At 40.4% G+C, this 14,004-nt stretch carries 14 protein-coding genes, 1 pseudogene and 1 riboswitch; of the genes and pseudogenes, 9 read left to right on the top strand and 6 right to left on the bottom strand.

Annotation, left to right across the window (positions count from 1 at the left end):
* Positions 1 to 438: 438 nt before the first annotated feature.
* Positions 439 to 2,169 (bottom strand): AAA family ATPase, encoded by a 1,731-nt coding sequence (locus tag IQ19_RS22960; protein WP_144545451.1) that lies wholly within the window; start codon positions 2,167 to 2,169, stop codon positions 439 to 441.
* 598 nt (positions 2,170 to 2,767) lie between these two features.
* Between IQ19_RS22960 and IQ19_RS22955 the strand changes: the two genes are divergently transcribed.
* The 4 genes from IQ19_RS22955 (at position 2,768) to IQ19_RS22940 (ending at position 5,665) form a co-directional block, all read left to right on the top strand.
* On the top strand, positions 2,768 to 4,108 hold the full coding sequence (locus IQ19_RS22955) for an MATE family efflux transporter (RefSeq protein WP_144545449.1): 1,341 nt from the start codon (positions 2,768 to 2,770) through the stop codon (positions 4,106 to 4,108).
* Between the two features lie 53 nt (positions 4,109 to 4,161).
* A riboswitch (TPP riboswitch) is annotated at positions 4,162 to 4,264 on the top strand.
* A 65-nt stretch (positions 4,265 to 4,329) separates the two neighbouring features.
* Complete coding sequence (thiT, locus tag IQ19_RS22950) at positions 4,330 to 4,935, top strand: energy-coupled thiamine transporter ThiT (RefSeq protein WP_144545447.1); 606 nt, start codon at positions 4,330 to 4,332, stop codon at positions 4,933 to 4,935.
* 101 nt (positions 4,936 to 5,036) lie between these two features.
* Positions 5,037 to 5,306, top strand: coding sequence for a hypothetical protein (locus IQ19_RS22945; protein ID WP_144545445.1), 270 nt, complete (start codon positions 5,037 to 5,039; stop codon positions 5,304 to 5,306).
* Between the two features lie 128 nt (positions 5,307 to 5,434).
* Entirely contained in the window at positions 5,435 to 5,665 is a 231-nt protein-coding gene (locus IQ19_RS22940; RefSeq protein ID WP_144545443.1) for a hypothetical protein, read from the top strand.
* Positions 5,666 to 5,757: 92 nt separating this feature from the next.
* On the opposite strand, the gene qoxD is transcribed toward IQ19_RS22940, so the two are convergent.
* Genes qoxD through qoxA form a run of 4 tightly spaced genes read right to left on the bottom strand, consistent with a single transcriptional unit; the run spans position 5,758 to position 9,608 of the window.
* Entirely contained in the window at positions 5,758 to 6,057 is a 300-nt protein-coding gene (gene qoxD / locus IQ19_RS22935; RefSeq protein ID WP_144545441.1) for a cytochrome aa3 quinol oxidase subunit IV, read from the bottom strand.
* Positions 6,058 to 6,663: a cytochrome aa3 quinol oxidase subunit III gene (gene qoxC, locus IQ19_RS22930; RefSeq protein WP_144545438.1), complete on the bottom strand. Its 606-nt coding sequence runs from the start codon at positions 6,661 to 6,663 to the stop codon at positions 6,058 to 6,060.
* Positions 6,653 to 8,629, bottom strand: coding sequence for a cytochrome aa3 quinol oxidase subunit I (gene qoxB, locus IQ19_RS22925; protein WP_144545584.1), 1,977 nt, complete (start codon positions 8,627 to 8,629; stop codon positions 6,653 to 6,655). The genes qoxC and qoxB overlap by 11 nt, the downstream gene beginning before the upstream one ends.
* Positions 8,619 to 9,608, bottom strand: a complete 990-nt coding sequence (gene qoxA, locus IQ19_RS22920) for a cytochrome aa3 quinol oxidase subunit II (RefSeq protein WP_144545436.1) — start codon at positions 9,606 to 9,608, stop codon at positions 8,619 to 8,621. Before qoxA ends, qoxB begins: the two co-directional genes overlap by 11 nt.
* 401 nt (positions 9,609 to 10,009) lie before the next feature.
* Between qoxA and IQ19_RS22915 the strand changes: the two genes are divergently transcribed.
* From IQ19_RS22915 to IQ19_RS29335, 4 genes and pseudogenes are all read left to right on the top strand, one after another.
* Positions 10,010 to 10,450, top strand: coding sequence for a ferritin-like domain-containing protein (locus IQ19_RS22915; RefSeq protein WP_144545434.1), 441 nt, complete (start codon positions 10,010 to 10,012; stop codon positions 10,448 to 10,450).
* A 334-nt stretch (positions 10,451 to 10,784) separates the two neighbouring features.
* A complete protein-coding gene (gene ltaE / locus IQ19_RS22910; protein ID WP_144545432.1) occupies positions 10,785 to 11,807 on the top strand; it encodes a low-specificity L-threonine aldolase in 1,023 nt (340 codons plus the stop codon).
* 75 nt (positions 11,808 to 11,882) lie between these two features.
* Positions 11,883 to 12,029, top strand: a complete 147-nt coding sequence (locus IQ19_RS27870; protein WP_158638891.1) for a hypothetical protein — start codon at positions 11,883 to 11,885, stop codon at positions 12,027 to 12,029.
* 875 nt (positions 12,030 to 12,904) lie between these two features.
* Positions 12,905 to 13,273: pseudogene (locus IQ19_RS29335) on the top strand (CAP domain-containing protein); the annotation flags it as partial.
* 15 nt (positions 13,274 to 13,288) lie between these two features.
* Here IQ19_RS29335 and IQ19_RS28205 read toward each other — a convergent pair.
* Positions 13,289 to 13,435, bottom strand: coding sequence for a YwzD family small protein (locus IQ19_RS28205; RefSeq protein ID WP_199749535.1), 147 nt, complete (start codon positions 13,433 to 13,435; stop codon positions 13,289 to 13,291).
* 321 nt (positions 13,436 to 13,756) lie between these two features.
* Here IQ19_RS28205 and IQ19_RS29055 point away from each other — a divergent pair, with 321 nt between their 5' ends.
* Entirely contained in the window at positions 13,757 to 13,885 is a 129-nt protein-coding gene (locus IQ19_RS29055) for a hypothetical protein (protein WP_258309119.1), read from the top strand.
* Positions 13,886 to 14,004 lie beyond the last annotated feature (119 nt).

The following is a 14,004-nucleotide window of genomic DNA, read 5'->3' as shown; positions in this document are numbered from 1 at the left end:
AGAGAACATCGTTGTTAATCTAAAGAATTAACAACCAAATGTCCGGGGGAGAAGACATTATTGTCGTTAATATCACTGATTAACTCCCATATCCAAGGGAGAGCAGGCAATTTCGTCGTTAATATCACTGATTAACTCCCATATCCAAGGGAGAGCAGGCAATTTCGTCGTTAATTCCACTGATTAACTCCCATATCCAAGGGAGAGCAGGCAATTTCGTCGTTAATTCCACTGTTTAACTTCCATATCCAAGGGAGAGCAGGCAATTTCGTCGTTAATCTCCCTAATGGATACCATCCATCAAAGAAATAGCTAACATTGTGTGAAAAAGCACCCGATTTATGAACTTTAAATGAAACAAAGCAATTATCGCCATCAACGAAACATATATCCCTTAACAATAACAAAGCCGGCCCCCATTCAGGGCCGGCTTCACTTTTAGGCTACAACCATATCAACATTCAATTCTCCCACAATCTCCTGAACCTCTGTACCTTCCAAAGTCTCTTTTTCAAGAAGAGCTTCTACAAGATTTTCAAACTGTTGCTGATGGTTTGCAATTAGCAGTTCGCATCTTTCCAACGCTTTTTGGAAAAGATCCTGCATCTTGGCTTCTTTTTGTCCTTTATTAAAAGTAAGCTCGAAGCCGTTATCCAGCAGGCCTGTATCGACCATTTGCTCGATAATATGCTTAGCTTGCTTAACATCACCGCTGACTCCGATACTGTGCTCACCGAGAATCAATCTTTCGGCTACACCGCCTGCAAGAATCATGGCTACTTGATCGAGCAGCTCGCTCGTTGTGGAAAGATGAAGTTCCTTTTGAATAGGAGCTACATATCCAAGAGCTTCACCACGTGGGATAATTGTTGCTTTACGAACAGAACCCGGCTTGGTCAAAGCTGCAACCAATGCGTGGCCCGCTTCATGGATCGCCACACGCTGCTTAGTTCCTGCATCCTGCAGGGCACGGGTAGTGGTACCAAGAATTGTGCGGTCAAGAGCATAATCCAAATCTTCTTTTGAGATAATTTCCTGGCCATTTCGTACGGCTCTTCGGCTTGCAGTTTCAAAAAGAGAATGTAGATCTGCTCCGGAGAAGCCTGAAGTGCTTTCAGCTAAATCACCAAGAGTCGTCATGACATCTTCAGCCAGCAATCTATTTTTCGTATGGATATTGATAATCTCTCTTCGGCCCTTTGTATCAGGAAGCGGGACATTAAAAGAGAAGTCAATACGTCCAGGGCGAAGGAATGCTTCGTCCAGCATATCTTTTCGGTTTGTTGCTGCAATGAACAAAATCCCGTCATTGGAATGTCCGCCATCAAGCTGGACAAGAAGTTCTGTCAATGTTTTTTCGCTTTCTTCTCCGCCATGCTGCTTTCTGCGGCCAGCAAGTGCATCTACTTCATCGATAAAGACAACAGCAGGTGCATACTTTCTGGCATTTTGAAAAAGGTTCCTTACACGGGAAGCTCCAACACCGACAAATAATTCATTAAAGCCGGATCCGCTGGTTGAGAAGAACGTTGCGCCAAGTTCCTTGGCAATTGCCTGTGCCAGCAAAGTTTTCCCTGTTCCCGGAGGTCCGTATAATAGAATGCCCTTCGGTGGTTTAATCCCCATTTTCAGCGAACGTTCAGGCTCTTTTAAAATAGAAAGAGTCTGCATGATTTCCTCTTTCATTTCTTCCTGGATGCCGCCCACATCTTCAAGCGAAATGGAAGGAAGGGGCTTTGGCTTTGAAACACTTTGCTTCATAGTATTTGTAGCGCCCATTCCGCCTTTTCCTGATTTAAATAGGTAAATTCCGATGGCTATGAATAATAAGACCACTCCGCCAAGAATCCAAGGCGTATACGGGCCTGTTGTTGCGAAAGTATATTGTATATTATAGGTTTCTACTAATTTATCAACCATTTCGCTGTTAGGAGGTACATGTGAAATATACTCTCCATCAGGGGCAGTAATTAGTAGCTTGCCGTTTTTATATTCCTGTATTGCAACAGTCTTTCCATCCTGGGAGGCAATAAGCTTTTCCACAGAAGAAAACGGGACTGTCACATCCTTATTTCCTGCTTGTACGGTCCAAATAACCGCTGCCAAAATCACCGTGACCACCAATAAAAGCAAAACAATCGTTGAAGGTTTCTGTAAACGTGATTTCAACTAATTCCCTCCTTATTGAACATATTCTCATTATAAGGAAAAAGAAAAGTTATTTATAGGCTTTTACACTTTTTAAACGTTGTAAATTATGGAAAAATAATATTTTGCCGCTAAAGTGTGCTATAACAGGCTTGCAAGGACGCTTATTTATGAAAGATATGTGACAAAAGGGGATGCACACAATAGATTAGCTACATTCCAAGTATGTATCCGAGTCAAACTATATTTTTTTATGATCAGTCCTTATGCTGAATTTAAGATTCCCAACACAAATTTACCTCCACGAAATTCGGAAATGCATCCAAACCCCTTTTTGCTTCTTCCCAACATCTATTCGAATCCTGCAGACGCGGAATTACGCCAATCTCAAACATAATTGCTCTAACTGGGTGGGAATTGCGTCTGCAACCCCTTTTCGCTTTTCCAAACATCTAACCGCTTCTTCCTGATGCCGAATTGCATCATCCTCTAACAGAATTATGTCATTTTGAATGGGAATCGCCCCAAGCTCCAAACGCTAGGTTCATATGATTGGAAGTTAAAAGGAAAATCATTAATAATAGTACTTATTACTTTATAATAAGAAAAAGGTGTTGGAATGAATCAGCAGGATTTTACGAAAGGGAATATATTTAAACAGCTCCTTATTTTTTCGGCTCCAATCATGCTGACAAATTTGCTGCAGGTGTCCTATCAGTTCATTGATAGCCTGTGGGTTGGAAATTTGCTTGGGGCGAATGCTTTAGGGGCTATTGCGGTTTCGGGGACTGTTATTTTTACTGTTCTTTCATTTATTATCGGGATTAACAATGCGACTTTGACCATTTTGTCTCAGCAAAAGGGAGGAGACAATGAAAAGGGGCTTAAGAGGTATTTAAATGCCTTTGTCGTGATTTTAACAGTCTTATCCATAGGGCTCGGCTTGGCAGGATTTTTATTTTCCGAAAAAATATTGGTTTTCTTGGGGACCCCTACGGGAATGATTTCAGATGCTGCATCTTATCTGCAAATTAATTTTCTCGGCATTCTGTTTTTATTTGGCTATAATTTTATCGGTACTGTGCTTCGTGCTCTGGGAGACAGTAAAACCCCTTTATTTTTTGTGTTGATTGCGGTGATTCTGAATGCAATTTTGGATCCGCTTTTCATTTGGACATTCAATCTTGGAATAGAAGGGGCTGCGTATGCAACCATTGTTTCACAGGGAATTGCTTTCCTGGCTGGCATGGTGCTTATTCTTCGCAAAAATCTGGCTCCATTCACCATGCCTTCATGGCCGCAGAAGGAAGAGGCTGCATTAATTTTCAAACTAGGCATTCCATCTGGTCTGCAAATGACCGTTATTTCAGCCGGAGTGATGGCCATTATGAGTGTCGTTACATCGTTTGGCGGAGATGTGGTTGCTGGCTTTGGTGCAGCACAGAGGATTGACAGTATCATTATGCTCCCTGCTATGGCTTTGGGGACAGCTGTGAACAGTATGGCCGGGCAGAATATTGGCAGTAATGAATGGGATCGCGTTCATAAAATTGCTTTTTACGGTGTGATTTATAATCTTGCATTTATGCTTATCATCGCATTACTGACAGTATTGTTGGCTGAATATGGAGTCAACTTGTTTATCCAGGAAAAAGAAGCGCTGGAATACGGAACCGAATATTTGAAAATGATTGCGTTTTTTTATCCATTGCTTGGTATTAATTTTATCCTGAATGGGATTGTAAGGGCTTCTGGAGCAATGTTTCAGGTGCTGGTACTCAACATCATTTCTTTCTGGGTTCTGCGCTATCCTTTGACCTATCTCTTTTCAAAGTTCATGGGGGAGAAAGGGATCGCTGCCGGCATGGGTGTCAGCTTTGCCATCAGCAGCGTGATTGCTTTTATTTATTATCGATATGGCAAATGGGATGAGCAAAAGCTATTTGAGGAAGGTAAATAAACACTTTTCATAGATTAGAAAACAATATATAATAAAATGGAATAATTTGATAACGTTACCACAAGGGGAGCATTTTGCTGAGAGTGAACATTTTGCTGTTCTGACCCTTTGAACCTGTTAGATAATGCTAGAGCAGGAATGTGGAATAAAAGGCAGAGAGGATCATTCTGCCTGCTTGTTCTCCCTTGGGGTATCTTCATACTTATGAAGGGGGATTTTTTATGAAAAAATTAAGTTTGACAGCAATGATAGAAGCATCATTTTTCGCATCATTTGCGATTATTCTGGATTTCCTGCCATCAATTAAACTTTCGCCATCGATATCTATCTCTGCTGCCATGATTCCTATTTTTATACTGGCATTCAGATGGGGTTTCAAAGTAAGCTTTATTGCAGGCTTATTGTGGGGAATCCTGCAGATTGCAATGGGGGATGCATGGATCGCTACACCGCTGCAAGCGTTTATTGAATACTTTGTTGCCTTTGCTTTTATAGGATGTGCTGGTTTGTTTTACCTTCCAATCCAAAAACAATTGCGCAATGGAAACAAGAAAAAGGCACTCGGCTGGATTGTCTTGGCCATTTTTGCAGGCAGCTTTACCCGCTATTTCTGGCATTTTATTGCGGGTGTACTCTTTTTCGGAAGCTATGCACCAAAGGGAATGTCACCAATTCTGTTTTCCTTCCTGGCGAATGGCGCAACCATGCTTGGAGCAGCCATATTATGTTCCATCGTGGCGGTATTATTAATTTCTTCAGCGCCAAGATTAGTCCTTAGAAAAGCTGATGGTGATATAACAACACAAAAACGGGCTTCTTTACGATAGGACCTCTTTTGATCATCCATCCATCCGAAGAGGTTTTTTATTGTTGGGGGTAAAGAACTCCCGAAAATTGGGTATATTACTCAAAAAGGGGAGTGATTGCCTTGTCTAATACCTTGCAAGGAAGCATTATTTCGGGTGTGTATGACGTGGAAGCAAGTGCCTTTGAAATTCATAAAGTCAAAAACTTCAACACCCAATCTGTCCTTAATAAAGTTCAGTGTGAAAATTTATATCGATATTTATCACTTCATGAAGATGATGAGGATGGGCAAATCATTACGTTGTATGATCAAATGCCGCTTATGCTGACCCGCCAGGAAATTTGCAGTCTTAAAAAAGACCTTGAACAAATCAAAAAACTATATCAATAGAAGAAGGAAGCGTTTTGCAGATAGCAAGACGTTTTTTCTTTGCATAAAACTTTTTGACAATTTTGTGACAAAAAGTTTGACAATTTTGTGAACAAAGATAGAATATTTAGTAAAAGGGGATGTGAATTATGAGGGAAAACCAGCTAAAAGTTATGCTCTTTTTTAAAAATATGGCAGGCTCAGGTTTATTGATTGGGTTTACAGTCCTTATAGCCAGTTTTTTTGTAAGCGGTATCAATGGGGAATACATCTTTTCAATAGGACTAAGCGTTATGGTGTCTTCCATGCTAATCTTCGGCTTTGGCCTATTTATTCATTTAATGGAAGAGATGGCGGAAGGAAGCAAGGGGATTAGATAGCTGCTAAATTTAAGTTCTGAATGACGATATAGAACATAATTAAAAACCGGCTCCCTTATTGAGAACCGGTTTTCCATTTTTAAAATAAGATTTTAGTGAGCATGGCCTGAGCTCAAAACCCAAATCGACCCTGCCACAATAACCACAGCCATGAAAACGCCGTATAAGATATTAAGGACGTTCGTTTTGCCGTCTTCGCCTTCACGCAAATGCATGAACATGAAAAGCTGTATTCCTGCTTGCATGATCGCCAGGGAGCCGATGATCCACATTATCACTTTAAAAGATAAGTCTGTTTTTAAAGCAATTCCTGCTGCACCGAAAGTGAGTATAAGTGAGAAAACAAAACCAATCACATGACTTAAAGGGAAACCTTTCATAATCTTTTCCATTTAGCCCACCAACCCTTTTAAATATACAAATGTGAAAATAAAGATCCATACTACATCTAGAAAGTGCCAATACAGACCAATAATAAAGGTTTTACGTGCGGTAACTGGTGTTAGTCCTCGTTTGGCCAGCTGAATAATAACCATGATGGCCCAGCCGATGCCAAGTGTGACGTGAGCACCATGAGTGCCGAGCAGAACAAAAAGACTTGAAAGAAAAGCACTTGTCTGCATTGTTGCACCTTCATGCACGTAATGGATAAATTCGTTAATCTCCATGAATAGGAAGCCTGCGCCAAGTACGAGTGTAATTATTAGCCAAGTAATCAGCCTTTTCAGATTATGCAGGCGCATTTCAAAGATGGCCAGCCCCATCGTAAAGCTGCTCGTTAAAAGGAGAAGGGTTTGTATCATTACATCCTTGATAACAAAAATATCTTTATGTGTAGGTCCGCCGGCGTAGCGCTCATAAAGGACTCCATACACACCGAACAGAGTGGCGAACAGAATAATCTCTGCACCCAGGAATATCCAAAAGCCAAGGATATTCAAGCGGTTTTGTTCTGTTTGATATTCAAGCGGCAGTGTTGTATCTACATTAGCTGACATCGTTATGCACCTCTCCTTCAACATTTCTCCAAGTGCTTTCTATCTTTTTAATCTCATCTTTCTTGACATGATACCCTTCATCATAATCAAAGGAACGAATAATCAGCCCGGCAATAATGCCAACTGCAGCAACGACGGCTGCAATATGCCATTCAAATACAAGGAAGAATCCGGCAACGCTGAATACGGCACCCATGAAAATAGGTAGTCCGGAATTGCTAGGCATGTGAATTTCTTCAATCTCGCTGTCCTTTAATGTTAAGCCTTCATTCTTTTTCTTCATATGCCAGAATGGATCAAGCGTTGTTACTTCCGGCTGTTTAGCAAAATTATAGAATTGGACTGGAGAAGCAGTTGACCACTCAAGTGTTCTTGCATCCCATGGATCACTTGAAATATTGCGATCCGCATAACGCGCACTCCAGTAAATGTTATAACAGAAGGCAGCAAAACCTAGAGCTAAAACGGCTGATCCAATGGCAGATAATAAGAATAATGGTGCAAATCCTGATTCAACGGAATATGTGTAAGAGCGTCTAACAGCTCCGTCTAAACCAAGGAAAAACATTGGCATAAAGGTTACGTTGAATCCAATTACAAATAGCCAGAAATGCCACTTGCCGATTTTTTCATTTAACATAAAGCCGAACATTTTAGGCCACCAATAGTAGAGAGCCGCAAATACGGCAAACACAACACCGGGAATAATGGTGTAATGAAAGTGGGCAACCAAGAAGAGTGTGTTATGGTATTGGAAATCTGCTGCACCCATTCCTAGCATAACCCCAGTAACACCTCCGATGATAAAACAAGGAATAAAGGCTAAAGCCCATAACATCGGGGTTGTCATCTTGATCCGGCCTTTTCGCATTGTAAACAGCCAGTTAAATATTTTGATTCCGGTTGGTACGGCAATCGCCATCGTTGTAATCGAGAAAATGGAGTTAACCGCGGGGCCTGATCCCATTGTGTAAAAATGGTGAACCCAGACAACCATACTTAAAATAGCAATGGCCACGATCGAGAAAATCATAGATTTGTAGCCAAATAGTGATTTGCGTGAAAAAGTGGCAAAAATCTCTGAGTATATACCAAATGCCGGAAGGATGAGGATATATACTTCAGGATGTCCCCAAAGCCAAAATAAATTGGCCCAAAGCATATCCATACCTCCGCCAGAAACCGTAAAGAAATGTGTTCCGTAAAGTCGGTCAGTTGTCATCAGGGCAAGTGCAACCGTAAGGATCGGAAAAGCAGCAACGATAATTACTGATGCAATAAATGATGTCCATGTGAACATCGGCATTTTCATTAAAGTCATGCCCTTTGTCCGCATTTTTAAAATAGTTACCACAAAGTTAATTCCCGAAATCAGTGTTCCGATACCGGCAATCTGCAGGGCAATGGCATAATAGTTATTTGCTATGCTGGGACTAAACTCTTTCCCTGCAAGGGGGAAGTAGGAAGTCCATCCCGCATCAGGGGATCCTCCAATAACAAATGAAATGTTAAACAGCATTGCGCCGCTAAAGAATAACCAGAAACTTAAGGCATTCAATTGTGGAAAAGCAACATCTCTGGCGCCAATTTGCAGTGGAATAATTACGTTCATTATTCCGATCAAAAGAGGCATTGCCATGAAAAGGATCATGATTACGCCATGCGTGGTAAATACTTCATTATAGTGCTGTGCATTTAGAAATTCCATTTCCGGTCTGGCCGTCTGGGCTTTCATCATCAGCCCGTCAATTCCTCCGCGGAAGAACATCAATACAGCAGCAATAATGTACATTATACCGATTCTTTTATGATCGACAGTCGTAAGCCATTCTGACCAGAGCCATCTCCATTTTTTTAAATAAGTGATCCCGCCAACGATCCCGATCATCGTTAGGAGAATAGCAATCTGTGATCCTAGTATTAAAGGGTCACCCGTAATTAATAATTCATTCCATTTAATGCCCATCATGGCCACCTCCATGGTTTTCTTTATTTTCTATATTTTCATCATGACCATGTTTATCATTCTCGTTGATTTCTTCGGATTTATAATTATCTTCCTCTTCAAAAATCTTACCTTGGTACCCATGGCCTCTATAAAGCTCAGGATTTGTATAAGCTTTAGAATCCGGATCGGCGTGGTTGACCCAAGAGAGGTGAGTATTGGAAAAAGTCATTCTACCAAGATGGGTAGGCTTGAGCAGATCCTCATACTCCTTTTCCGTTAATTTTGGAGCTTTTTCTTTTACATCATCAACCCATTGGTCAAATTCTTCGTGCGTTTGTGCAAGCACTTCAAACTTCATATCCGCATAACCGCGTCCATTAAAGTTCGTATTTTGCCCCTCATAGGATCCAGGGTTATCTGCAACCAGATACAGCTCTGTTTCCATTTTTGGCATAGTGTATTTCTGTCCGCCCAAGGCAGGCACCCAGAAGGATTGCATCGTGCTGGCAGAAGTCATCTTAAATAAAACAGGCGTATCTTCAGGAATATTGACATAGTTAACCGTCTCAATTCCTTCTTCCGGATAGCTGAAAATCCATTTCCAGTCAGCGGATGTAACATGTATCGTAATAGGCTCTTTTTCTTCATAGCCTTTTGGCACTTCTTCAAGAGCATAAAGAGTTGTAACCGTAGGGATAGTTAGGGCGATAACAATTAAGATCGGTATTCCTGTCCAAATAATTTCAAGGAGTGTGCTGCCATGTTCCTCCGGCGGTTCATACTCCATATTTTCAGGCCGTTCACGGTATTTCCAAACAATGTAACCAAATAATCCAAACACGACTACAACCACGAGAAGCATCCAGATCAGGGACCAGTTTATTAAATCAGTAATGCTTCTTGCAACAGGCCCCTGGGGTTCGAACACAACCATATTGCATCCGCTAAGGACCAGCAGGGGCAATAAGGCTGTTAAAGAGAGCAGAAATTTCTTCATCTGATTTTCATCTCCTTTTGTTAAAGAAAGCTATTGTTAAATAATTCACATATAATGTGCGGTTTTTCACAAAGATGTCAAAAAAATATATGGATGAAAAACCAAACAGCTATAAAACCCATTGATAAACCTAATTAACACTGTGTAAATGATAATAACATATAGAAAAATGAAAAGTTGTGACAAAACTAAGAAGGAAATAACTGTAATAGTCAAGCTATCTAAATATTTTTGTCAAAATACATTTATAACAAGGGTTTAACAGGAAAAATATAATTTTGAACAAATTTTGAACATTAAAAAGGGGGTTGAAAAGCGAGAAATTTTAAATATATTCAGGCACCTACTAAAAAAAATCCCATAGCATAAATAGTGAATTCCGCCCAAGGGAGGTTTGATTGATGTATCCTTATTATTACTATCAGGGAAGCATGGCTCGCCAGAATGATAAACTGGCTGCAGATATCGCAAAAGCAATCAATGGTGAGTATAGTGCCGTTCAATGCTATCAAAAGCTTTCCGGTATGGCGTCTAACAAAAAGGAAATAGACCAGATTTTGGAAATCAAACAGGATGAGATGAAGCATTTTCAGCAATTCAGTCAAATTTATATGAACCTGACCGGCCAGCAGCACGAACCCAAAATGACAGAAGAATGTCCGAACACTTATAAGGAAGGTTTGGATTTTTCGTTTAATGACGAGCAATTTACTGTTGATTTTTATTTGGATATAGCTGAGCAAACGTCAGATCCAACCATTATAGAAGTTTTTAAAAGAGCAGCAGCGGATGAACAGAACCATGCTGTTTGGTTTTTATATTTCTTGAATAAGCAAAGATAGGAGGCCTTGCTTAAGGGCTCTTTCTTTTTTTGCCTGTTGATTTCCGCTCAAGAAGCTCTGCGAACCGCGGGCAGTCCGACGCTTCTCAAGCATTAAGCCTGCGGAGTCTCCCTTTGACTCGCTTCTCCCGCTGGAATATGAATAAGCTTCGCACGAAGGAAATGCGAATGCATTTTCGAGGATCTTGCGCTTTCCCCTCCAGTCAACAGGGTGCCAAAATCAATATAATTTTTAACACAGTTTTTTTTAATATAAAGCAGAACACCCTTTTTTATTGAAAAATACAGAATTGTGAAGTAACATGAACTAAAAAAATGATTGGCAGGGTGAGGAAATGATCGACTTACGAAGTGATACAGTAACAAAGCCAACTGAAGAAATGAGGAAAGCGGCTTATGAAGCTGAAGTAGGAGATGATGTATACGGTGAGGATCCTGCAATAAATAAATTGGAGGAAACAGCTGCTGAAATTTTGGGAAAGGAAGCTGCCTTATTTGTAACTAGCGGGACGCAGGGAAATCAGATAGCGATTTTGACGCACTGCCGTCCGGGAAACGAAATTATACTTGAAGCAGAAAGCCATATATTTTACTATGAAACGGGCACTGCATCTGCGTTTGCGGGTGTCCAGACAAGAACAATAAAGGGAACAAGGGGAGCGATGGATCCGGCTGAAGTTCAATATGCCATAAGGGAAGAGGATCAGCATTACCCTGAGTCAGGACTTATCTGCCTTGAAAATACCCATAATAGGGCTGGCGGTGCAGCAGTTCCGGTTGAAAATATGAAGGAAATACATAAAATTGCAAAAGGAAATAACATTCCTGTACATATTGATGGGGCAAGATTGTTTAATGCAGCTGCTGCTTTAAATCTGCCAGCGAGCGAGCTCACTCAATATTGTGATACTGTTCAAGTATGTTTATCCAAAGGATTGGGTGCGCCTGTTGGTTCCATTCTTGCAGGCAGCAGGGAGTTTATTGCTTCTGCCAGAAAGTGGCGCAAAAGGCTGGGAGGGGGACTTCGCCAGTCGGGTATCATAGCAGCTCCCGGGCTTGTAGCATTAACGCAAATGAGAGAACGGTTAGCCGAGGATCACGAAAACGCCCAATATCTTGCTGAACAACTTAACCAAATCAATGGAATACACATCATAAATCAAGTGGATACCAATATTGTTGTAGCTGATGTTAAAGACCTTAATATGAATTCTTCCCAATTTGTTGAAAAAATTAAATCTGAAGGTGTTCTTGCAGGAACATTTGGATCTTCTTCCGTACGCTTTGTAACCCATTATGATGTTTCAAGAAACGATATTGAAAAAGCAATCGCAGCAATCCAAAGGGCCGCAAACTAAAAGAAGGAATTTTACTTTTCATCCTTTCTAAAAAGGGTATAGACTAACAAATCCTTATAGAAAGGAATGAAGAGAATGAAAAGCAACGGTGAATGGTATAGTGAGCAAACTCCAGTTTATAAAACCTGGGAAGACAGGCAAGACAGAGAGGTTCTTGGGAAAAATGCTTTATATTATGGAATCCCATCTTTAATCATGATCGTATTGCTCATTCTGGGATAGATATTATATTAAAAAACGCATGTTATTTTCTGTAACATGCGTTTTTTTATGCAATTAATACCGTCCTTGCCATACAGGTGCAGAATAGTGCTGTTGGTGGGGAGGAAAGTGGCTGGGATGCCAAATGCTGTGAAAAGGGTACCCGTGGTGAACAGGCTGGTACCAAGGCCCAAAAGATAGCGTCGGAAACCCATGATAAGAAGCCCCATTCATTCCTGTTATGATATATTGCCTCAAAATATCACTCCTCTTTTTTTCCTTACCATCAAAATATGCGCGATAAACTTGAAGTTCCACTTGGCAAATAGGATTTTTCTCTATATTTCCAACTATACTTTCTTCATTAATCCGCATTATAAGAAAGTAAAATTAATTTTAAAGGAGATATGCTAAAAATGAAGATGCTCTTTAACAGAAACTTTTTGATTGGTGTATTTTTTGTACTTTTCCTTGCAGCATGCAATAATAATGCAGATCAAGGAATGGATAATGGAAATATGACGGGGAATGAACTGGAGGAAATAAGCAATACAAATAATGTGAATGTGGGAAGAGAAAGACGTGGACAGGCTCCAATTGAAATACAAAGAGTCCATAACGGTTATCTGACCATTGACCCGAATTCTTACAGCACAGCGATGCCAAGCCAGGAATTCCCCCACAGCGAATTAACAGACGATGGCGGCTTGCCATTTTTCCAATTTGGAGAAAACGAGCAGCAAGACCAAGGAATGGCGCCTGGCCAACCCGGGGCCGACCAATTTAACCAGCAGCCATACGGCCAGGGTGGAATTGCCGGACAGCAGCCTGCTGCTCCAGCCCCACGGGAGGAAACTAAAAAGGCACCTGCTGCACAGGGAGACGAAATCAATAATTTTGAATCACAGGTAATCGAATTAACGAATGCAGAACGTACAAAAAATGGACTTTCTGCACTAAAGGCAAGTAATCCATTAAGTAATGTGGCACAGGCAAAATCAAATGATATGCAGCAAAAAAATTACTTTTCACATACAAGTCCTACTTATGGTTCACCATTTGACATGATGAGAGACTTTGGTGTCAACTACAGCAGTGCCGGAGAAAATATAGCAATGGGACAGCAGACACCACAGCAAGTCGTTCAGGCATGGATGAACAGTGAAGGCCACCGGAAAAACATCCTGAATGGTACATTCACTCATATAGGAGTTGGATATACAGAAAACGGGTCTTATTGGACTCAGATGTTTATAAGCAAATAAAAAAGAAATCGGCGTTCAGCCGATTTCTTTTTTATTTATTAATGGCTCTAGCTGGTTTTTAATATCATCAACTAACTCATGAATCGTAATTTGACTTTCTGATTGCCCTTTATCAAGAGCAGACTCCAAAACTTTTGCAAAATCATTAAAATTGGCATCCATTATAAGCACCTTCTAGCAAGAATTATAGTTGGTGAAACTATTCCCTGTAAAAGATTTTTTAAACTTCAGTCCCTATATACTATTTAAACGGGAAAGGGTACGTGACAAATAGTGATTATTCATTCATTTTCACATCATTTACTACATGAAAATTTTTTCGGCATACTGGTTTAGCGAATAATGGATGCGGGAAAAAAATATAAAAAATATTTTTTTGATTACCCCCACACCGGTTGAGTGCTGTTCGAATAGTATAGCAGGAAATAGATAATATACATAAATTGGTTATGTAGAAAGTTGATTAAAATAGGAGGTCTGGTTATGAGATTGGTGCAAATGGATATTGATCAGATTTTGGAATCCACATCGGAAATTGCAGAAGAAGATCTTGGCTATATGATCAGACAAGTTGAAATCGATATTTTACTTGAGAGAACCCAGGATTGGTAATATAGAAAGAAAAAACTCCCCGTATAGACTGACCTAGTCATTTGAGACAGTAATAAAACACCTTCTTAGGCTGCCATATCACCAAACTCTATTGGTGTGTGGTAGCCTAATTTTTCTTG

The organism is Cytobacillus oceanisediminis, assembly GCF_007830235.1.
GTDB lineage: Bacteria > Bacillota > Bacilli > Bacillales > Cytobacillaceae > Cytobacillus > Cytobacillus oceanisediminis.
The sequence above is the reverse complement of the archived record's forward strand: the minus strand, read 5'-3'. Positions and strand labels throughout refer to the sequence as shown.